Raw genomic sequence first — 19,694 nt, 5'->3', positions numbered from 1 at the left:
TCAAAATAAGCTGTCGTAATGACAGATGACCGCAGTATACGCAGTTGCTTATTCCTGCATTATGATTTATTCGGGAATGCTATTCCTGAAAAGCATAAAGCTGCACGCCGCTCACCTCGTCACAAGCGAGAAAATGGCTGTGTTACCATCCCCCTTTTGAAAAACCTGTTATTGAGCGCTATGTCGGACACTACAACGAAACGGAAAAATGACCCTGAAGGGCTTAAGAAACGCATCCTTGCCGGTGCCCTGAAAATGTTCGCGGAGTTCGGCATGCAGGGCGCGCGTCTGGAGCAGATTGCAGATCATGCGCAAACCACCAAACGCATGGTGGTCTATCACTTCGGCAACAAAGAGCAGCTCTATATTGAAGTACTTGAACAGGTATACCAGGCAATACGTCAGCATGAAACCGGGCTGAATCTTGCCGAAATGGAGCCTGAGCTGGCAATGACCAAACTGGTGGAGGCTAGCTTTGATTATCACGTCTCACATCCTGACTTTATGCGGCTGGTATGTACTGAAAACCTGCTGCGCGGGCGCTACATCATTCAGTCTGAACGCATCAAAGCGTTGAATAAAAGCGCGCTTGATCTGCTTGATGACATCCTGACGCGCGGCCAACGGCAAGGGCTGTTTATCGATGAGCTCGACACCGTTGATGTGCATCGTCTGCTGAGCAGTATTTGTGTGCACCACGTCTCCAATCGCTACACCTTTCATACGCTGTTCACCCCGAACGATAGTGAGGAGGACAGCATCCGCCGTAATCGGCAGTTAGCGGTCACCGCCACGCTACGATATGTGCGCAAAGCCCCGTAGTCTGCGGCTTCGCTGTTATGGTCTACGCTTAAACTCTTGGGACCGTCACAGACCTCAGACTAAGGAACGCCGTAGTGAACAAAGACCCCCACCTTTATCCCTTACGCCATACGCACAATACCGACCAGGACAGCGCACTGTGGAACTGGGCGCAGAACACGGTGGTTGGTCAGCGCAATCAGTTACAGCAGCCGCAAAATGAGGCGGAGCTCCAACAGCTGCTGCGCGCCGCCAACGGCAAAGTACGCGTGCTCGGCAGCCGCCTGTCACCGGGCCGCATGCTGGGGGTGCATGAGCAGGATCTGCTACTGGATCTCAGCGCCTTTAACGGCGTAATTGCGCATGATGCTGATAGCGTGACCTTTGCCGCCGGCACGCCGCTGGAGCAGGTTTACAGCCAGCTTACCGAGATGGATCGCATGCTGGCCTCCTCGCCGGGCGTAATTGCGGTTCAAACGCTGGCCGGGGCTATGGCAACCGGCACGCACGGCCAGGGCCTGGCACAAAGCTCGCTGGCCGATGAAGCGTTGCGCATTCGCATGGTGCTGGCCGACGGCAGCGTGCGTGAATTGGTACGCGGCGAGCCCGATTTCGCTGCGGCGCAGGTGTCGCTCGGCACGCTGGGTATTGTGACCGCGGTGACGCTGCGCACGCGTCCTTTCCGCCTGTTTACCTGCCACAAGTTTGCCGTCTCCGCCGATACGCTGGAGCAGGATTTGGTGGCGTGGAATCAGCAGTATGAGATGAGCAAAGCCTGGTGGTTTGTCGATGACAACCTGATGCATGTGTGGAACGCGCATGAAGCCAGTGAAGCGGAGTCACAAGCCTGGTACGCCAATCAGCGTGAAGTGATTGAGCACGGCGATGATACCGACAGCAGCCTGAATGAGACCATCGATCAGACGCTGGCACAGATGCATCGCGATACGCAGATTCACGGCAAAGGCGGCAAGCAGTTCCGCACCGTGACGCGCTTCCGCGATTTCACCGACATCAGCGGCGATATCTATCAGCTATTTTGCCGCGGCATTGCGGTGCCGCAAATCAACGTTGAGATCGGCGTGCCGCTGGAGAAAACGCCGCAGATTATCAGCAAGATCAAAGCGTGGTATGCCGAGAACCATCCGCATATGCACTATCCAATTATCCTGCGTTGTACTGGCGCGTCTGAAGCCTGGCTCAGCCCGGCGTATCAGCACGCGACCTGCTTCTTCGGCTTTGTGGTGTATTACGCCGACGATGGCTCACTGTCGGAAGATGGCCTGCACTTTCTTACTGAAGTGGAGAAGCTATTAGCGGCAGAAGGTGGACGTCCGCACTGGGGCAAATATTACGATCCGCAGCGCTACCAGTGGCGCGATATCTATCCGCAATGGGACGCCTTCCACGAAGTGCGTAACCAGCTCGATCCGCAACGCCGTTTTAGCAATGACTATGTCACTGCTTTGTTTGATTAAGTTTGAAGGGGAGAAGCCATGTTTGCATGGGTAACGCTGTTAACGCAGCCTGACTATTTTATTGGTGTGAAAGCGCTACACCGTTCGCTGAAACGCAGCGAAACGCGCTGGCCGCTGATTGTGATGGTGACAGACGCTATCGATCTGGAAACGCGCGAAGCGCTGCAGGCGCTGGGCTGCGTGATCCATCCGGTGAAGCCACTGATGCCGAATGCCGAGCTAGAGCAGCATTACGCTTCCGCGCAGTTTGGTGAAGTATGGAGCAAGCTGCGCGCGTGGGAGCTGGTCGACTGCGAACGCGTGGTGTTTCTGGATGCCGATATGCTGGTGCTGCGCAATATGGACGAGCTGTTTACGCTCGATCTCGGCAAACATGCGTTGGCGGCATGTCACGCCTGTCGCTGCAATCCAAATAACATCGCCAGCTATCCGGCCAGCTGGCAGCCGGAGAATTGTCATTACACCTGGCAGGATCGCGGCGAGGCGGCTCCCGCCACGTTGGATCGCTATTTGAACGGCGGTTTCCTGGTGCTAAAACCTGATTTGTCGGTGTTTAAGTGGTTACAAGAGAAAGTGGCGGCGATTAGCGATCTGCGCCGTTATCCGTTCTCCGAGCAGGATTTACTCAATGAAGTGTTCGAGAATCGCTGGCTGCCGCTGCCGTATATTTACAACGCGCTAAAAACGTTACCGTTCCAGCACAGTGCGATGTGGCGCGAAGAGGATGTGAAGAACCTGCATTTCATTCTGGCCAAACCGTGGAAGCGCGATTTGAACCAGCCCGCAGCTGAGCGCGACCGTTATTACGCGCTGGATAAGCTGTGGTGGGAGCTGAGTGCGGATTGATAAATAAGGTGCGCATTGCTGCGCACCGGTTAATCAGCGGGTTTTCGCAATACGTTCCAGCGCCACCTGCGCCAGAAAACCTGAACGGGTTTTGAATTCGGGGTGTGTCGCTACGCAACGGTCAATACGATCAATCAGCAACTTCGGTAAGGTAACGTTGATTTTCTCAGACCCACCAAGAATCCGCGTGACATCCACATCAATCAGCACCCAAACATAACCGGCATATTCCGCATCTTTCATCAGCGTTTTAAGATCGGAAACCGCCGGAATATCCTGCTCGAGTTCTACCATCAACTCTAAATGACCGATAATCGCCTCTTTGGCGTTTTTCACTGCTTCTTCTAAGGTATCACCGGCCGAGAAACAGCCCGGCAAATCCGGTACGGTAACGCCAAATGCTGTCGATTGATCGCCAGCTTCAATCGCAATAGGATAAAACATATTTACCTCTTTCAATTTAATGGACAATCAGTCCGGCTTGTTTCCTGATACTTTTCACCGTTTTTATCGGCAAATCCTTTTTTGGGTGCGGTATCGTCACCAATCCTTTTTTTACGGGATGGACGAAATGGTGATGGCTACCGTTAATGCGTATCAGTTCCCAACCATCGGCCTTAATCTCAGCCATTAATGATCTGCTATCCATGCACTTGCCTTACTGCATCCTGAAAACATAAAAATAACCCCAATAACTCCGCATTGCAAGGTTTGGAGTTATTGGGGTTATTTTATGGATCGCTATGAATGGCGTAATGCTCGTCAGTTAAGCGTGAATCGGTCGCCATGAATGGCGCCCCTACTAAAGACCGCGCAGTTTCAGGTCAGGTGCGCACTGCTGCGCACCTGGAGACTTAACGCCAGCCCAACTCGGGTGCGACGTGGGTGAGGATGCTTTCAATTACGTGCGCACAGTAATCCACGCCCAGCTGGTTCGGGATGGTGAGCAGCAGCGTATCGGCTTCGGCAATCCCTTCATCCTGCGCCAGCTGTTGGATCAGCTTATCCGGCTCGGCGGCGTAGCTGCGCCCGAAGATCGCACGGGTTTTCTCATCGAGGAAACCAACCGAATCCTGATCCTGTCCGCTGCGGCCAAAGTAGGCGCGGTCGGTGTCGTTGGTCAGTGCGAAAATACTGCGGCTTACCGAAACGCGCGGCGTGCGTTGATGTCCGGCGGCTTCCCAGGCTGCGCGATAGGCACGAATCTGTTTCGCCTGCTGCACGTGGAAAGGTTCGCCGGTTTCATCATCTTTTAGGGTGGAGCTTTGCAGGTTCATGCCCTGCTGTGCCGCCCAAATCGACGTGGCATTGGATCCGGATCCCCACCAGATGCGCTCACGTAAACCGGCTGAGAAGGGCTCAAGACGCAGCAGGCCCGGCGGGTTCGGGAACATCGGCTGTGGATTGGGCTTGGCAAAACCTTCACCGCGCAGCACTTCCAGCAGCGCTTCAGTGTGACGACGCCCCATATCAGCATCGCTCTCACCGTTCTGCGGATTAAATCCAAAGTAGCGATACCCTTCAATCACCTGCTCCGGTGAACCACGGCTCAGCCCCAGCTGCAGACGACCGTTGGAGATCAGATCCGCCGCACCGGCATCTTCCGCCATATAGAGCGGATTTTCGTAGCGCATATCGATCACGCCGGTACCAATCTCGATTTTTTTAGTCCGCGCCCCCACCGCCGCCAGCAGCGGAAACGGTGAGCTAAGCTGACGCGCAAAATGATGCACGCGGAAATAAGCGCCATCCGCGCCTAACTCTTCAGCAGCAACTGCGAGATCAATCGATTGCAGCAGCACATCCTGCGCGGAGCGGGTGGCCGATTGTGGTGATGGGGTCCAGTGACCGAAAGATAAAAAGCCAATTTTTTTCATGTTGAAATTCTCCCCGTGGGCCGCATTGGCCCGAGCGTTTTCGATACAGCAAGGTTACGCCACAGACGAGGTGACTGATAGCCAATAGATTTCGCGCGCATCATCAACTTTTTTGCATAACTAAGAAAAAGAGATTCTTTGTGATCGTCACGCAGATCAATCATCTTCGCTGTCATATTCCCGTTTGGCAGGTGCAATTTCTTCATGAGTAAAGGGACAGCGGCTTATCTCAATGCGCAACAGCGCGAGGTGGTACATCAACTGGCACGCAGCTGGCTGTGGCGCAGCGAGCTGCCGACGTGGCTATTAATGGTGGTCGTTTATGGCGGCTGGTTTGCCTGCGTCATCTACTGGCAAACGCTGGGGTTAGCCCTCAGCACGCTGCTGCTGATCCTCTTTACCACCTGGTATCTTTCGCTGCAGCACGAGCTGATTCACGGTCATCCGACGCGTTTGCCGCGCCTCAACCAGCTCTTCGGTACGCTGCCGCTGGCGGTGTGGTATCCCTATGGTTTGTATCGTGATTCGCATTTGGCGCATCACCGCAATCACACGCTGACCGATCCCGACGAAGATCCTGAAACCTATTATCTTTCACCGCAACGCTGGGCACAGCTCAAGCCGTGGCAACAGCAGATCGTTCATCTGCGCAACACCTTTCCGGGACGCTTACTGCTGGGTCCGCTGTTTGATATGGCGACGACCATCAACACCCTCATTACGTCATTTATCCAGCGCGATAAACCGGCCATGGCGATGTGGATCAGCCATCTCACGCTGCTGAGCGGACTGTTTTACTGGATGACGCAGCAAGGCTTTTCGCCGCTGTGGTTCGTGCTGGCGGTAAGCTACCCGGCGCTGATGCTAACGAAGGTGCGCTCTTTCTACGAGCATCGTGCTGAAGAAGAGCCGCTGGCGCGCTCGGTAAATAATGAAGCTGCCCTGCCCTGGCGTCTGTTGTTCCTCAATCTCAACTATCATTCTGTACATCACGATCTGCCCGGTTTGCCGTGGTATGGCCTGCGCAAAGTCTATTTGCTGTATCGCGATGGCTACCACCAGCGTAATCACGGTTTTCGCGTCGCCGGTTATGGCGAATGGTTAGCGCGCTTCTGGCGCAAATCAGTTGATGTTACCGCCCATCCGGGCACGCATAAGGATGCACAGAATGCCCATCATTTCGTTACCGATGTACCACATCAATCATCAGGCGACGATCGGCCTGACCTCAGCGCTAACGACGCTGCTGCTGCAACGCGGCGTGCAGGCTGAGGTTACGTGGCCGCAGAATTTACTGCCGCACTGGCGCGATGACGCACTGCTGCTGAGCCAAACCTGCGGCTATCCGCTGGTAGAACTGCTGCCGGATGTGCAGCTGGTTGGCACCTTTCAGTCAAGTGCACAGGGCTGCGACGGCCCGCGCTATCGCAGTTGGCTGGTGGCGCGCAGCGAAGATGAGCACCTGACACTCAGCGATTTTCGTGGTCGACGTGCAGTGTGCAACAGCAACGATTCGCACTCCGGCTTTAACGCGCTGCGCTACGTGATTGCGCCGCTGGCGCAGGATGGAAAATTCTTTAGCGAGACGCATTTTAGCGGCAGTCATCGCCAATCGCTGGCGGCGCTGCGTGCCGGCCACGCGGATATCGCGGCGATCGACTGCATCACCTGGGCGCTGCTGCGCCGCAACTTCCCTGACGAGCTGGCAGGGCTGGAGATCATCGGCGAAACGCCGCTGTGTGCTGCACTGCCGCTGATCACCTCAGCCAAAACCGATGCGGCAACGCTGGTGATACTGCGCAGCGCGCTGCAAGAACTGACCAGCGATCCGCGTTATCAGGATCTGCTGCATGAGAATTTGATTGGCGGCTTCAGCGTCACCGAAAGGGCGTTTTATGACGAAGTTAAAGCGTGGAAGGATGCTGCTGCGGCGCTGGGCGTAACGGCTTTGTAATGTCCAGGTGCGCATGAATGCGCACCCTACAGTAGGGTCGCCATTTATGGCGACCTGGCGAACATCACGCCACCTGCTGACTCTGGCGCTGTGCAACGAACTGGTTCTCTGGCTCGGCCAGCCCGAGATTTTCCCGCAGCGTCTCGCCTTCGTACTCATGGCGATAGATACCGCGCGCCTGCAACAGCGGAATCACCTGCGCCACAAAATCATCAAACGCCGTTGGCGTGCCGCCGCGCACGATAAAGCCGTCGGTGGCGCCGGCCAGGAACCAGTTTGCCAGCCCGTCCGCCACCTGCTGTGCCGTGCCAAGGAAACTCGGGCGCGGCGTGGCCTCCTCCAGCGCGGCCTGACGCAGCGTCAAACCGCGTTCACGCGCGTTCTGTTTAATCTTATCGGTGGTGCTGCGGAAGCTGTTGCTGCCCAGCTCGCCAATCTCCGGAAAGGGTTCATCCAGTGCATATTGGCTGAAATCGTGATGTTCAAAGTAGCGGCCAAGGTAGTCGAGCGCTTTATCGATGGTCACCAGTTCGGCGGTTTGCTGATAGCGCCGTTCGGCGTCCTGTTCCGTTTCCCCGATAATCACGCTGATGCCCTGAAACACGCGAATCTCGTCGGCATCACGGCCGCGCGCCACTAGCCGACGGCGCACATCTTCGCGGAACTCGCGCGCCTGCTCCAGCGTCTCCTGTCGCGTGTAGATAGCATCGGCAGCTTCTGCGGCAAAAGCTTTCCCCGCTTCGGAGGCGCCCGCCTGGAACACAATCGGCCGTCCCTGCGGTGAGCGCCCCACGTTTAGCGGCCCCTGTACCGAGAAGTAGTGGCCTTTATGGTTCAGCGTGTGCAGCTTATCAGCAGCAAAAAATTCTCCGCTCTGCTTGTCACGCACAAAGGCATCGCCTTCCCACGAATCCCACAGTCCTTTCACCACCTGCAGATATTCGCTGGCCACGCGATAGCGCTCATCGTGTTCCGGATGGCTGCTGCGTGAGAAGTTTTTCGCCGAGCCTTCCAGCGGCGAGGTCACCACGTTCCAGCCGACGCGGCCGCTGCTAAGATGATCGAGGCTGGCGAACTGGCGCGCCACGGTAAAGGGTTCGCTGTAGGACGTTGAGAGCGTGGCGACCAGGCCGATGTGTTTCGTCACCAGCGACAGCGCCGACAGCAAGGTAATGGGTTCGAAGCGATTGAGGAAGTGCGGAATCGACTGCGGCGTAATGTACAAGCCGTCGGCCACGAACAAGAAATCGATCTTCGCCTGCTCCGCTTTGCGCGCCAGATCCAGCACGTAATCCACATTAATGCTGGCATCCGCGACCGCATCGGGATGGCGCCAGGCCGACATGTTGCCGGATACGCCCTGAATAATCGCGCCCAGCCGCAGCTGGCGTTGTGTCTGACTCATTCTGCTCTCCTTAGTATGCATTTGCCGGCTGCCAGTCGGGAATCGCCGGCAACGCCTGTAACAGTTTTTGCGTCCACGGATGCTGCGGCGCGGCGAACACCTGCTGCAGCGCCCCGCTCTCCACCACTTGTCCGTTTTGCATCACCAGCACGCGATCCGCCAGATGCTGGATCACGCCGAGATCGTGCGAAATAAACAGCAGCGCGGTGCCGTGCTCGGCCTGCATATCGGCCAGTAGATCCAGCACCTGCGCCTGCACGGATACATCCAGCGCGCTCACCGGCTCATCGGCCACCAGCAGCGCTGGATTGGGGGCAAAGGCGCGCGCAATCGCCACGCGCTGACGCTGGCCGCCGGACAGCTGCTGTGGATAGCGCTGCAGAAAGCGATCGCCGAGCTGCACTTCGTCCAGCAGCTGGCGCACGCGCTGACGGCGCGCGTCGCCGTAAATACCGGCGCTGTCGAGGCTTTCGCCGATGATTTTTTCCACCGTGTAACGCGGATCGAAGGAGCTGAACGGGTCTTGCGCGATCAGCTGTAGGCGCGCACGCCGGGCGCGGCGCGCTTTCTCCGGCAGACGATCCCAGCGCTCACCTTCCAGCAGCAGCGTGCCGCTGTCCGGCTCGGTTAAACCCATCACCACTTTCACCAGCGAGGTTTTGCCCGAGCCGGATTCACCGACCACGCCAAGCGTTTCGCCGGCATGCAGCGTGAAGTTGATGTCATTCAGCACCAGACGATCGCCATAGGCTTTGTGCAGACCGATGCCTTCCAGCAGCGGCGCGTGGCTACGCTGTGGGCGCGGCGGCAGCGGCGTTGGCTCGGCGGCGCTGAGCCGCAAACCGCGCGTGGCGGGCGTCGGCACCGCGCGCAGCAGGCGCTGCGTCCAGGCTTGTTGTGGACGTTGCAGCAGCGGGCCGCTGTGGCCCTGCTCCACCACTTCGCCATCGCGCATCACCAGCACGCGATCGGCCAGCTCCGCCACCACCGCCAAATCGTGGCTGATCAGCAGCAGGCCGTGGCCGTCACGCCGCCGCTGTGCCAGCAGCTGCAGAATCTGGCGCTGCACCGTCATGTCCAGCGCGGTGGTCGGTTCATCGGCAATCAATAACGTCGGCGTCCCCGCCAGCGCGGTGGCAATCAGCGCACGCTGACGCTGGCCGCCCGAAAGCTGATGCGGATAACGTTCCAGTCGGCTTTCCGCATCGTGAATGCCCGCGGCTTGTAACAACTCGATGCTTTTATCGTGCAGATTGCCGCGATGGCCGGCGGCGCTTAACGCATCGCCCAACTGCTGACCAATGCGGCGCAGCGGATCGAGCGACACCAGCGCGTCTTGCAATACGTAGCCAATGCGGCGACCGCGCAGCGCACGCCAGTCGCTGCGGCTGGCATGGCGCATATCGCGTCCGTCGATGGTAAAACGATCGGCAGTGACAATGGCCCCTTCCGGCAGCAGGCCGAGCAGGCTGCGCGCGGTGAGGGTTTTGCCGGAACCAGATTCCCCGACCAGCGCCACCGATTCTCCCGCCGCCACCTGCAGGCTGAGATTCTTCACGACCTGCTGTGGACCGAAGCGAATTGAGAGATTATGGATATCAATAAATGGCTGACTCATGTTGAACGCCCTTCAAAACGTGCCTGCCAGTAACGGCCCAGCGTGTTAACCGCAATCACTGTCAGCGTGATAAACACGCCCGGCCACACCGCAATCCACCAGGCATTACGCAGATAGTTGCGCCCTTCCGCCAGCATCAGGCCCCATTCCGCGGTTGGCGGCTGCGGCCCCATGCCGAGGAAACTTAATCCGGCGGTGCCGATAATCGCGGTGCCAAGTCCGAGCGTGGCCAGTGCCGGGACCTGCGCAATGGCGTGCGGCAGAATGTGGCGCGTAATCAGCGTGAAGCGCGACAGGCCAAAAGTACGCGCCTGCTCAACGTAGCCAGAGGTCATCACGCTGTAGGTTTGTGCGCGCACCACGCGGGCAAAACGCGGCACCGAAGCCACACCGAGCGCGATAATCAGGTTATTGGTGCCGGGCCCGGTGAAGGCGATGAGCATCAGCGCCAGCAGCAGATCGGGAAAGGCGGAAATCACATCCACCGCACGGCTGAGCAGCTCATCTACCACGCCACGCGCCAGCGCAGCCACCAGCCCAAGCAAGGTGCCAAACACCACCGCCAGCGCCATCGCCGCCACGCTGATCAGCAGCGAATAGCGGCTGCCGTAAATCACTCGCGTTAACAGATCGCGTCCCAGCTGATCGGTGCCAAGCCAGTGCTGCGCCGAAGGCGGCAATTGAGCATTGAGCGGATCGGCCAGCAGCGGATCGCTGTGCGCCAGCCACTGCGGCGCAATCACCGCGATAGCTAAGACAATAAGAAACAGAATCGCAGCCCACACGGCGGCGGGCAGTGAAACAGGGTGACGTTGCAGCGCGGCAATCATGATTTCGTTTCCCCACGCAGGCGCGGATCGATCCACAGCGACAGGATGTCGACTACGGTGCTCATCACCACGTAAATCAGCGCCGATAGAATCGCCACCGCCAACACCACAGGCAGATCCTGCGCCAGCACCGCATCCACCGTTAATTTACCGAGGCCGGGACGGCCAAACACCTGCTCGGTAATCACCGCGCCGCTGAGCAAGCCGCCCACCAGCCAGCCGGTTAAGGTCACCGCTGGCAGCGCCGCATGCCGCAGCGCGTGACGCAGCCGAATGGTGGTTTCACCCACGCCCCACGCACGCAGCGTCAGGGTGAACGGCGCATCCAGCGCGCGCTCCAGTTCGCGGCGCAGCAACTGGGCAATCACGGCGCCCTGCGCCAGGCCTAGCGCCAGCGCCGGCAGCACCAGAGACGACAGCGAGCGATCGCCCGCCACCGGGAACCAGCGCAGCGTAAAGCTGAAAATAAACAGCAGCACAATGCCCATCCAGAACGATGGCGTGGAGGCCAACAGCAGTTCAAAACCGTTGGCAATGCGGCGTCCGATGCGGCGATGTGCGGTGCCGACGGCAATCGCCACCGCAAAAAGGATGCTGACCAGCAGCGCTGCCAGCTTCAGTTTGATGGTGGGCCACAGCTGCGTCGCCAGCAGATGGCTGACTTCAGTATTGAGCATGTAGGAGCGGCCAAAATCGCCGTGCAGCACACGCCACATATAGTGCAGATATTGCCACCACAGCGGCTCGTTCAAGCCCCATTCAGCGCGGATCGCTGCTTCAATCGCCGGCGTGCGCAGCTGTTCGCCAATCAGCAGGCTGACGATATCGCCTGGTGCCAGATGCACGCCGAGAAACGCCAGCGAAACCGCTGCCCACAACACCAGTACGCCGCCCAACAGGCGGCTGACGATACGGCGCGTTAGGTCGCTGCGCCACATCGATGGCCGAGGTGCGCGTGGCGTGCGCGTGACAATGCTTTCCAGACTCATCTTCGCCTCCTGATGAGTGAGGAATAACGACGCGCTTCCGGCAGGCAGGCCACACCCAGCGCGAGAGTGAATGAATTCGCTTGCATAAGATCCCTCAACGTTGCAGGTGCTTTTCGGTTATTCAGGCGATTTTGGCGACGGGTTGCTCAACTGGCGGGGTAAATTCCTTTTTCAGAAACACCAGCGCCTCGCCTAAAGGATTAATGCGGTGATGGAAAGGTTGATAGCCACGACGCAGATAGAGCTCGCTCAACCACGGATGTTTGGTGGCAGTGGCCAGATAGACGCCCGGTGCTTTTAGCGTCTGCTTCAGCAGTGTCTCTTCGGCATAGGTGATGATGTCGCGGCCGTAACCCTGCCCTTTGTAATCGGGATCGACGGCGAACCAGTGGATGAACGGCCACGATGAGGGCGCATGTTCATCCTGCTGCCACGTAAAACGCACCGTGACGGTGGCGACCGCGCGTTTCCACTTGCGCAGCACCAGCACGGTTTCCTGTTCGATAACGCGGCGAACCTGCTCGACGTTGCCCTGCGAAATGGTGAAATGCACATCCAGCGCCACCAGCGCCGCATAGGCGCGCTGCAGCAGAGCAAAAATTTCTTCGGCATCGTCGGCGGTAGCGACTTCAATCAGCTGGCTCATAGTGACCCTTTCCGTAATCATGGTTGAGGAAAGTATTAAAATCCGACGGATTAAAGTAAAACGAGAATAGTGGCAATCGATGTGTAGAATATGGGAATAATAAATCCGTTCATCCTTACTACGCAGATGGCTGCCGGTCAGGCTTCACACCGCGCCTCAGCATAAAATAATATCCATTTATTTTTAAAATAAATTTAATTATTCATCACATTGTGTCGTCTTGCCGGACAAATATTGATTAAAGTCATTATTTAACGGGATCGGAATTTTCCTACAAATCACTAAGAATTCACTCCATTGCCGCCATCTTATAAATAAATTTTAATGGGACCACATCATTTACGGAACAATTTCAACGCTCTGCAAATGATGTACTTACATTAAAAAAATTATTAACTAATTGCTCAGATGATTAAATGGTTGAGCATGGAGAGCAACACCATGATGAAAAAAAGTCTTATTTTAGCGGTTCTGGCGGGATCCGCCCTGGTCTCTACGGCGCATGCAGCCAGTGGCACCCTTAATTTTACCGGTACTGTCTCGGCGGATGCCTGCACCGTGAGTCCGACAACAAAATCTCAGAATATTGACCTCGGACGAGTCGCAACCAGCGATTTCAGCGCAATCGGCGCCACCAGCGGTAGTCGCCAAATTTCAATCGATCTGACCGCCTGCCCGGCCGCAATCACTGCGGCTGCCGTTAACTTCACCGGTCCGACTCACGCAGATAACCGTAAACTGCTGGCGTTAAGCGGAGCGAGCACGGCGAAAAACCTCGGTATTGCCCTGTTTGAAGATGATGGCGTAACGTTAATCCCAATTGGGAGCACATCAAAATCCCAAAATCTTACCACCACCGCGACCCTGACTTACTTTGCAAAATATCAGTCCACCGCGGCAACCGTGACTGACGGGACAGCAGAAGCCGCAGCCGACTTCACCATTGTTTATAACTAATCTTCTCTCTTCAATTTAAATAATCCGCCTGGTCGGCGGGTTATTTTTAATGAGGAGATATTTAAAAATCACAAGCAGAGGAAATAAAATGACTCGTTTATTAGCTGCATTTTGTTGTGTCACGCTTTCAGGGGTAATTTCACTGCATTCAGCGCAAGCCAGCGTTGTGGTTGGCGGTACGCGTATTATTTACGATGCCGGGAAACAAGAAACCTCAATTCCGGTTAAGAACACCGATAAAAAAGCCCCATTCCTTGTTCAGTCGTGGGTTGAATCTTATCCGCAGGCTAATGAAGAGAAACCGCCTTTTATTATTACACCACCGCTTTTCCGCCTGGATGGAGGTAAAGAAAACATTCTGCGTATCGTTCGCACCGGCGGCAATCTCCCCGACGATCGTGAATCGGTATTTTGGGCCAACATCAAAGCGATACCGGGTTCGGAAAGTACAGACACTAACCGCCTGCTCATCTCAGTCAAAACCAAGATCAAGTTATTTTACCGCCCAGCCGCCTTAAAAGAGGGTGCCGCACTGGCGTATAAACAGCTGACCTTTAGCAAGCAGGGCGACCATCTTGCCATCAACAACCCAACGCCCTATTTCCTCTCTTTTAACAGCCTCACGGTGGGGGGTTTTGCCCTCAAAGATCCTGGCATGATTGCCCCGAAATCGTCCATGACGCTGCCGCTGGATAACCCTAAGAGCAGCTCAGTCACCTGGCAAATGATCAATGATTTTGGCGGGATTACCGCCGCAGAAACCCGTTCATTCTAACCCTTTGCAGCAATTTTAATGTCTCCTGCTGGTGACGAAGAGGAGGCGTTGTTGAGCACCCTTTTCGGTGCATGTCATCTTCACACGCGGAACTATGAGTCATGAAGTCTACAATCACCCTAAAACAGCCTCGACATGCACTCATTCAACGCGCCGGCGCGCCACGTAATATTCATGATTTTACTTATTCCAAAGCGGCTTATTGCGTTGCTCTGACCCTTGCAGTCGGTGTGTCTCTGCAGTGTCGCGAAGCCGCAGCGGAAGTCTATTTTAATCCTGCAGCCCTTGAAATTTCAGACAGCGGCCAGGCTGCCAGTGATCTTTCACAGTTTTTGTCTGGTGACAATCAGCTACCCGGCAAGTACCGGGTAGATATCTATGTGAATGGTCAACATTTAGCAACCCGGGATGTCAATTTCATCGCCAGTAAAGATCAACTGTTACCGGAATTTACGCCGGCTCAGCTCAGCGCGATGGGTGTGAAGACAGAGGCCTTTCCCGGTCTTGCCTCTCTTCCTCAGGATCAACCCGTCAGTGATTTGGCCAGCGTGATTCCAGATGCCGCGAGCCACTTCGATTTTAACCAGCAGCGCCTTGATGTCAGTATCCCGCAGGCCGCGTTAAACGTTGCTGCCCGCAGTACAACCGATTCGGCACTTTGGGATCAGGGAATGACATCGGCACAGTTGAACTACCGCTACAGCGGTGCAAATACCCAATACGGTAACGCCCGTCTCAACAGCAATTTCCTCAATCTGCGCGGTGGCCTAAACCTTGGTGCCTGGCGGCTGCGTAATTACTCAACGTTCTCAAGCAGCACGCAGCAGGCAGCCAGCTGGCAGAGCATTAGCACCTATCTCCAGCGCGATATCCAGTTTCTCAAAGGCCAACTCACCCTGGGAGACAGCGCCACGCCAGGCGATGTGTTCGAGAGCGTGCAATTTCGCGGTGCGCAAATCACCTCAGATGAAAATATGCTGCCTGATAGCCTGCGCGGTTTTGCCCCGGTGATCCGCGGTATTGCCCAGTCGAATGCGCAGGTTACGGTGCGTCAAAATGGCTACGTTATTTACCAAACCTATGTTGCGCCAGGCGCCTTTGTTATCCGGGATTTATACCCTACCGCTTCCAGCGGTGATTTGGAGGTCGTCGTGCGCGAGGCAGATGGCTCAGAGCGGGTCTCCGTTCAGCCTTTCTCTGCTGTTCCCATCATGCAGCGCGAAGGCCAGTTGAAATACTCGGCCACGACGGGCCGTTATCGTTCCACTTACGCAAGCGGCAGTCCCCCGGGTTTTGCTCAGGCAACGGCACTTTATGGCCTGCCGGGATCTAATACGCTGTACGGTGGTGTACAAGGTGCCAACCACTATCACTCGGCAGCGTTGGGGGTAGGCCATAGTTTTGGTGATTGGGGATCGGTTTCGGTGGATGTCACCCAGGCCCAAACCCAGCTGCGTGATGGATCGGCGCACCGTGGTCAGTCTTATCGTTTTCAGTATGCCAAAGAGATTGCGGCAACCGGCACCAGCTTCACGCTGGCAGGCTACCGTTATTCCACGTCGGGTTTCTATAGTTTGCAGGAAGCCAATGAGGTGAATGCCAGCCAAAATGATGTCTGGCGTTTACGCTACAACAAACGCAGCCAGGCAATGCTGAACATTAACCAATCCTTTTTTGGCATCGGCAGTTTCTATGTTGCGGCCTCCCAGCAGGATTACTGGCAGCAAAGTGGTAAAGAGCGCAATATTTCAGTGGGTTATAGCGCAACCCATCGAGGGATCAACTACGGTTTAAACTACACCCATAGCCAGACGCCGGGAGTAGCGAAAGACGATCGCCAGATCGCTTTTAATTTGCAGATCCCGCTGGATAAACTCCTTTCCGGCAGCTGGGCACGTTATGGCATGAGCCACAGCCAAAATAGCGGCACCTCCCACAGCGTGGGCCTGGCCGGGACGACGTTGCAAGATAACAACCTGAATTATCTGGTACAGCAGAATTACGATCGTCGCGGCCAGGGATATGGCGGTGATGTAAATGCGACTTACAAAGCGAGCGTTGGCGAAATAGATGCAGGCTACAACTACAGCCGTAACTCACGTCAGGTGAACTACGGTGCGCAGGGCTCAATCGTCGCGCATCCGTACGGAGTAACGTTAGGACAAGCCATTGGCGACAGCGCTATCGTGGTACGCGCACCGGGAGCCAGTGGCGTGAGTGTACAAAACAATACCGGCGTAAAAACGGACTGGCGCGGCTACGCCGTTATCCCCTACGCCACTCCGTATCGCTATAACCGCGTAGCGCTTGATACCAATACCTATGGCGAAGAACTCGATATTGATAGCGCCACGGCAACCGTGGTTCCGACGAAAGGCGCGCTGGTATTGGCAGAGTTTAAAACCCGCGTCGGCAGCCGAGCGTTAATCACTCTGACACGCCATGACGGCCTGGTGCCATTTGGTGCCTCGGCGCATATTCTTGGTGACAACGACAACAGCAGTATTGTTGGCGAGGGTGGTCAGGTGTATCTGAGCGGCGTAGCACAACGTGGCGTGCTGGAGGTGAAATGGGGGAATGGAGCCACGCAACAATGCCAGGCAGATTTTACTTTGCCCTTAGATAAACAGCAAAACAGCGCAATTAAGCATGCTGTTGCGCGCTGTAAATAAGGAATAACCATGCTCCCTAACAATAAAAATACATTCTTATTAGGGTTAATCATCTGCTCACTCTTCTGGGTATCCCATACGGTATCCGCAGCTTGCGCATGGGGAGTGGCAGGGAAAGAGATCATTAGTAATATCAGTTTTGGCAATGTCATTGTACAACGCGATTATCCAGCAGGCGCTTTTATCACCTCAGCGTTTACGGGGCAAATTAGCGGCGGATCCACGCTGTTTCGTTGCACTCAAGCCTGGAATTATAGAGGCGTACCGGTGCTATTTACTCGCGCCAGCAGCTTTGGAAATACGATTTATGAAACCAATATTCCCGGAATAGGCATAGAAATTCACCAGTCACTTAACAATGTTCCGTTTAGCAAACCTATGGCCGCAAATGCCTCTCTTTCAATGCCCGATCCGTTAAGCGCTACATTAATAAAATTATCCACCGGGAGTGTCGGTGCGGGCGATTTAACCACCGGTACGCTCGCCTATTTTTATGCTGAACCCGAACCAAAATATCGCACTACGTTGGCGCTGACAGGTACGAATACTATTATCCCCGTAGCCTGCACGCTGATGACTAAAACCGTTAACGTGAAACTTGATAATGCGGTCATCTCAGATTTTAAAGGTAAAGGGACAACCGCTAAGCCGAAAGACTTTACGATTGATCTTAATTGCGATGCAAAAACCAAGATTAAACTGTCGCTGGAAGGTACGTCTGCAGGCCCGGCGGGTGTTCTTGCTCTCACTGCCGGGAAAAACCAGGCATCTGGCATCGGTATTCAAATACTCAAAGGTACCCAAGTGGTGGCATTAGGGAAGCAGCTTAACTTTGGTACCGCTAATGCGGCCGGTTTAAAACAACTTGCTCTCACCGCTCGCTATTATCAAACCGCAGCAAACATTGAGAGCGGAACGGCGAATACCACGGCGACGTTTACGATGACATACAACTGAAATAAATAGCCTCTGGCAATTTAAATCGAGCGGACAGCGTGATGGCTGCCCGCTGCAATCTTTGCCTTTTCGCACGATTAATGTTGACTCAACCACACATCGTAAACGCTTTCCGGCATCTGCTTATAGCTGCGGAAGCCGTAGCCGTGCACATAACTGGCAGTGGCTAACTGATCTTCCGGTTCATACAGCGGCACGGCCAGCGCCAGCTGCGACAATGCCACCTGCTGCAGCTGGCTGTAGTCATCGCGGCGCTGCGGCAGATCCAGCGTGCTGGCAGCTTTATCTAGCAGCCCATTGATCTTCGCATCGTTGACGCGGCTGTAGTTAATCGCCCCACCTTGCGCTATCGGACGATAGTGGTTTTCAATATCCACGCCATCGGTGGGCGTGTTGGAGTTAGCAATGGTGCCGAATTTACCGCTCTTACGTACATCGGCATAGGTTCCCGAATCAACATAGTTCAGCTTAAGATCGACGCCAAGACGTTGACGCGCCTGCGCCTGAATCGCCTGCAGCAGCACGTCTCGCTGATCGCGCACCGTGGCCTGCGCCTGAATCAGCTCGATACGCAGACGCTGGCCCGCTTTGGTACGGAAGCCTTCGCTATCACGGGTTTGCCAGCCCGCCTCATCCAGCAGCTTGTTGGCGGCAGCCGGATTGTTACCGTACTTGCCTTCCAGCTCATTATTATAAAGCGGATCGATCGGCGAGGTGATGCCCCACGCGCGGGTGCGTTCGCCGCGATAAACCGACTTCAGCAGCGGGTCGATATCCAATCCCTGCAGCAGGGCCTGGCGCACCTTCACATCCTGCGTCGGGCCATATTCCACGTTGAGGAACAGTGAATACGGCGTACCGGTGTTCAGCGCGTGCTGGTAGGTAAAATCGCTATTGTCTTTAAATTCGCCGGCATCGTTGCCCGAAATGCCCTCGATCGCATCCACCTGCCCGGAGAGCAGCGCGCCGGTGCGTACCGATGATTCCGGCAGGAAACGATACGTCACGCGATCGAGATACGCCGGACCCTGATGTTTAGCAGTGGCTGGCGCCCAGTTATATTTCGGGTTTTTAACGTAAGTCACCTGCTGGCCTTTCTCATAGCTCTCGAGAATAAACGGCCCGGTGCCAGCCAAATCTTTGCCGCCCGATTTCAACTGCGGTGATTTCCAGCTGGCGGGGGCCAGAATTTGCAGCCCTGCGGCGAAGGAGAGAAACGGCGAATAGACCGCTTTCAGGGTGATCACAACGGTGTGATCGTCTGGGGTTTCAATCTTATCGATGTGCGAACCCATCAGGCACAGGCTGGTGCCCGCGCAGTATTGCGCCACCTGGGTTTGGCGGAAGTTCTCGGCCACCGCGTTGGCATCGAACTTCTCGCCGTTGGAGAAGGTGACGTCGCGCCGCAGATTGAAGCGGATGACTTTGCCCTCCTGGCTGGCTTGATAACTCTCAGCCAGCCACGGCACAAAGCTGCCGTCCGGACGGCGTGCCAGCAGCGATTCCCAGAAGTTGCGCAGCGTGATTTCCGCTCTGTCCTGGCCGTTGAGCTGCGGGTTAAAGGTGGTCGGTTCGGTTTCCACGCCGACAGTGAGCGTGCCGCCGCTGACGGGCTGATCGGCAGCCAGCGCGCTAACGGTGTTTCCCAGCAGGCTAAAGCCTAAGGCCAACGCTATTGACGTTAATTTCATATTGTCCTTGGTGAATGCAGGTAAATATTATTGATGGCCGTCATCTGGCCCGTATTTAATTCCCGCTGAATTATTAAAATCCGGACAAATAAAAGTAAAACGACAATAGTGACAATGGATTTGTTAAATACGAGAAAGGTCGCCGTTATTGGCGACCTTTATTTACCCGGTGCGCATTAATGCGCGCCCTACGACATA

At 55.7% G+C, this 19,694-nt stretch carries 18 protein-coding genes; 9 read left to right on the top strand and 9 right to left on the bottom strand.

Going from position 1 to position 19,694, the window contains the following annotated elements:
• The first annotated feature begins 180 nt into the window (after positions 1 to 180).
• The 3 genes from CRO19_RS16440 to CRO19_RS16430 all read left to right on the top strand — a co-directional run bounded on the left by CRO19_RS16440 (position 181) and on the right by CRO19_RS16430 (position 3,125).
• Positions 181 to 822: a TetR/AcrR family transcriptional regulator gene (locus CRO19_RS16440; RefSeq protein WP_097096784.1), complete on the top strand. Its 642-nt coding sequence runs from the start codon at positions 181 to 183 to the stop codon at positions 820 to 822.
• A 74-nt stretch (positions 823 to 896) separates the two neighbouring features.
• The gene (locus CRO19_RS16435) at positions 897 to 2,279 is read left to right on the top strand and encodes a D-arabinono-1,4-lactone oxidase (protein WP_097096783.1); all 1,383 of its coding nucleotides are present in this window, start codon (positions 897 to 899) and stop codon (positions 2,277 to 2,279) included.
• 18 nt (positions 2,280 to 2,297) lie between these two features.
• The gene (locus CRO19_RS16430; RefSeq protein ID WP_097096782.1) at positions 2,298 to 3,125 is read left to right on the top strand and encodes a glycosyltransferase family 8 protein; all 828 of its coding nucleotides are present in this window, start codon (positions 2,298 to 2,300) and stop codon (positions 3,123 to 3,125) included.
• 33 nt (positions 3,126 to 3,158) lie between these two features.
• On the opposite strand, the gene CRO19_RS16425 is transcribed toward CRO19_RS16430, so the two are convergent.
• From CRO19_RS16425 to CRO19_RS16415, 3 genes are all read right to left on the bottom strand, one after another.
• Positions 3,159 to 3,569, bottom strand: coding sequence for a type II toxin-antitoxin system HicB family antitoxin (locus CRO19_RS16425; RefSeq protein ID WP_097097681.1), 411 nt, complete (start codon positions 3,567 to 3,569; stop codon positions 3,159 to 3,161).
• Positions 3,570 to 3,585: 16 nt separating this feature from the next.
• The gene (locus CRO19_RS16420; protein ID WP_097096781.1) at positions 3,586 to 3,774 is read right to left on the bottom strand and encodes a type II toxin-antitoxin system HicA family toxin; all 189 of its coding nucleotides are present in this window, start codon (positions 3,772 to 3,774) and stop codon (positions 3,586 to 3,588) included.
• 205 nt (positions 3,775 to 3,979) lie between these two features.
• Positions 3,980 to 5,002, bottom strand: a complete 1,023-nt coding sequence (locus CRO19_RS16415) for an LLM class flavin-dependent oxidoreductase (protein ID WP_097096780.1) — start codon at positions 5,000 to 5,002, stop codon at positions 3,980 to 3,982.
• Positions 5,003 to 5,206: 204 nt separating this feature from the next.
• On the opposite strand from CRO19_RS16415, the gene CRO19_RS16405 reads away from it, so the two are divergent.
• Both CRO19_RS16405 and CRO19_RS16400 read left to right on the top strand, forming a co-directional pair.
• The gene (locus tag CRO19_RS16405; protein ID WP_097096778.1) at positions 5,207 to 6,274 is read left to right on the top strand and encodes a fatty acid desaturase; all 1,068 of its coding nucleotides are present in this window, start codon (positions 5,207 to 5,209) and stop codon (positions 6,272 to 6,274) included.
• Complete coding sequence (locus CRO19_RS16400; RefSeq protein WP_097096777.1) at positions 6,171 to 6,956, top strand: phosphate/phosphite/phosphonate ABC transporter substrate-binding protein; 786 nt, start codon at positions 6,171 to 6,173, stop codon at positions 6,954 to 6,956. Before CRO19_RS16405 ends, CRO19_RS16400 begins: the two co-directional genes overlap by 104 nt.
• Positions 6,957 to 7,020: 64 nt before the next feature.
• Here CRO19_RS16400 and CRO19_RS16395 read toward each other — a convergent pair whose 3' ends face one another.
• From CRO19_RS16395 to CRO19_RS16375, 5 genes are all read right to left on the bottom strand, one after another.
• Positions 7,021 to 8,361 carry an LLM class flavin-dependent oxidoreductase gene (locus CRO19_RS16395; protein WP_097096776.1) on the bottom strand — a complete coding sequence of 447 codons (1,341 nt, stop codon included), beginning with the start codon at positions 8,359 to 8,361 and terminating at the stop codon, positions 7,021 to 7,023.
• 10 nt (positions 8,362 to 8,371) lie between these two features.
• Positions 8,372 to 9,979, bottom strand: a complete 1,608-nt coding sequence (locus CRO19_RS16390; RefSeq protein ID WP_097096775.1) for a dipeptide ABC transporter ATP-binding protein — start codon at positions 9,977 to 9,979, stop codon at positions 8,372 to 8,374.
• Positions 9,976 to 10,809, bottom strand: coding sequence for an ABC transporter permease (locus CRO19_RS16385; RefSeq protein WP_097096774.1), 834 nt, complete (start codon positions 10,807 to 10,809; stop codon positions 9,976 to 9,978). Before CRO19_RS16385 ends, CRO19_RS16390 begins: the two co-directional genes overlap by 4 nt.
• A complete protein-coding gene (locus CRO19_RS16380) occupies positions 10,806 to 11,798 on the bottom strand; it encodes an ABC transporter permease (protein ID WP_097096773.1) in 993 nt (330 codons plus the stop codon). The genes CRO19_RS16385 and CRO19_RS16380 overlap by 4 nt, the downstream gene beginning before the upstream one ends.
• Positions 11,799 to 11,919: 121 nt before the next feature.
• Positions 11,920 to 12,444: a GNAT family N-acetyltransferase gene (locus tag CRO19_RS16375; protein ID WP_097096772.1), complete on the bottom strand. Its 525-nt coding sequence runs from the start codon at positions 12,442 to 12,444 to the stop codon at positions 11,920 to 11,922.
• Between the two features lie 441 nt (positions 12,445 to 12,885).
• Here CRO19_RS16375 and CRO19_RS16370 point away from each other — a divergent pair, with 441 nt between their 5' ends.
• From CRO19_RS16370 to CRO19_RS16355, 4 genes are all read left to right on the top strand, one after another.
• Positions 12,886 to 13,401, top strand: coding sequence for a fimbrial protein (locus tag CRO19_RS16370; RefSeq protein WP_176519163.1), 516 nt, complete (start codon positions 12,886 to 12,888; stop codon positions 13,399 to 13,401).
• Between the two features lie 88 nt (positions 13,402 to 13,489).
• Entirely contained in the window at positions 13,490 to 14,176 is a 687-nt protein-coding gene (locus CRO19_RS16365) for a fimbrial biogenesis chaperone (protein ID WP_097096770.1), read from the top strand.
• Positions 14,177 to 14,277: 101 nt separating this feature from the next.
• Positions 14,278 to 16,848, top strand: a complete 2,571-nt coding sequence (locus CRO19_RS16360) for a fimbria/pilus outer membrane usher protein (protein ID WP_097096769.1) — start codon at positions 14,278 to 14,280, stop codon at positions 16,846 to 16,848.
• Between the two features lie 9 nt (positions 16,849 to 16,857).
• Positions 16,858 to 17,805: a fimbrial protein gene (locus CRO19_RS16355; protein WP_097096768.1), complete on the top strand. Its 948-nt coding sequence runs from the start codon at positions 16,858 to 16,860 to the stop codon at positions 17,803 to 17,805.
• Between the two features lie 77 nt (positions 17,806 to 17,882).
• Here CRO19_RS16355 and CRO19_RS16350 read toward each other — a convergent pair whose 3' ends face one another.
• Positions 17,883 to 19,496, bottom strand: a complete 1,614-nt coding sequence (locus CRO19_RS16350) for an ABC transporter substrate-binding protein (protein WP_097096767.1) — start codon at positions 19,494 to 19,496, stop codon at positions 17,883 to 17,885.
• Positions 19,497 to 19,694 lie beyond the last annotated feature (198 nt).

The sequence above is a fragment of the Candidatus Pantoea floridensis genome (assembly GCF_900215435.1).
GTDB lineage: Bacteria > Pseudomonadota > Gammaproteobacteria > Enterobacterales > Enterobacteriaceae > Pantoea > Pantoea floridensis.
Note: the sequence above shows the minus strand (reverse complement) of the source record. Positions and strands in the feature narration are given on the sequence as shown.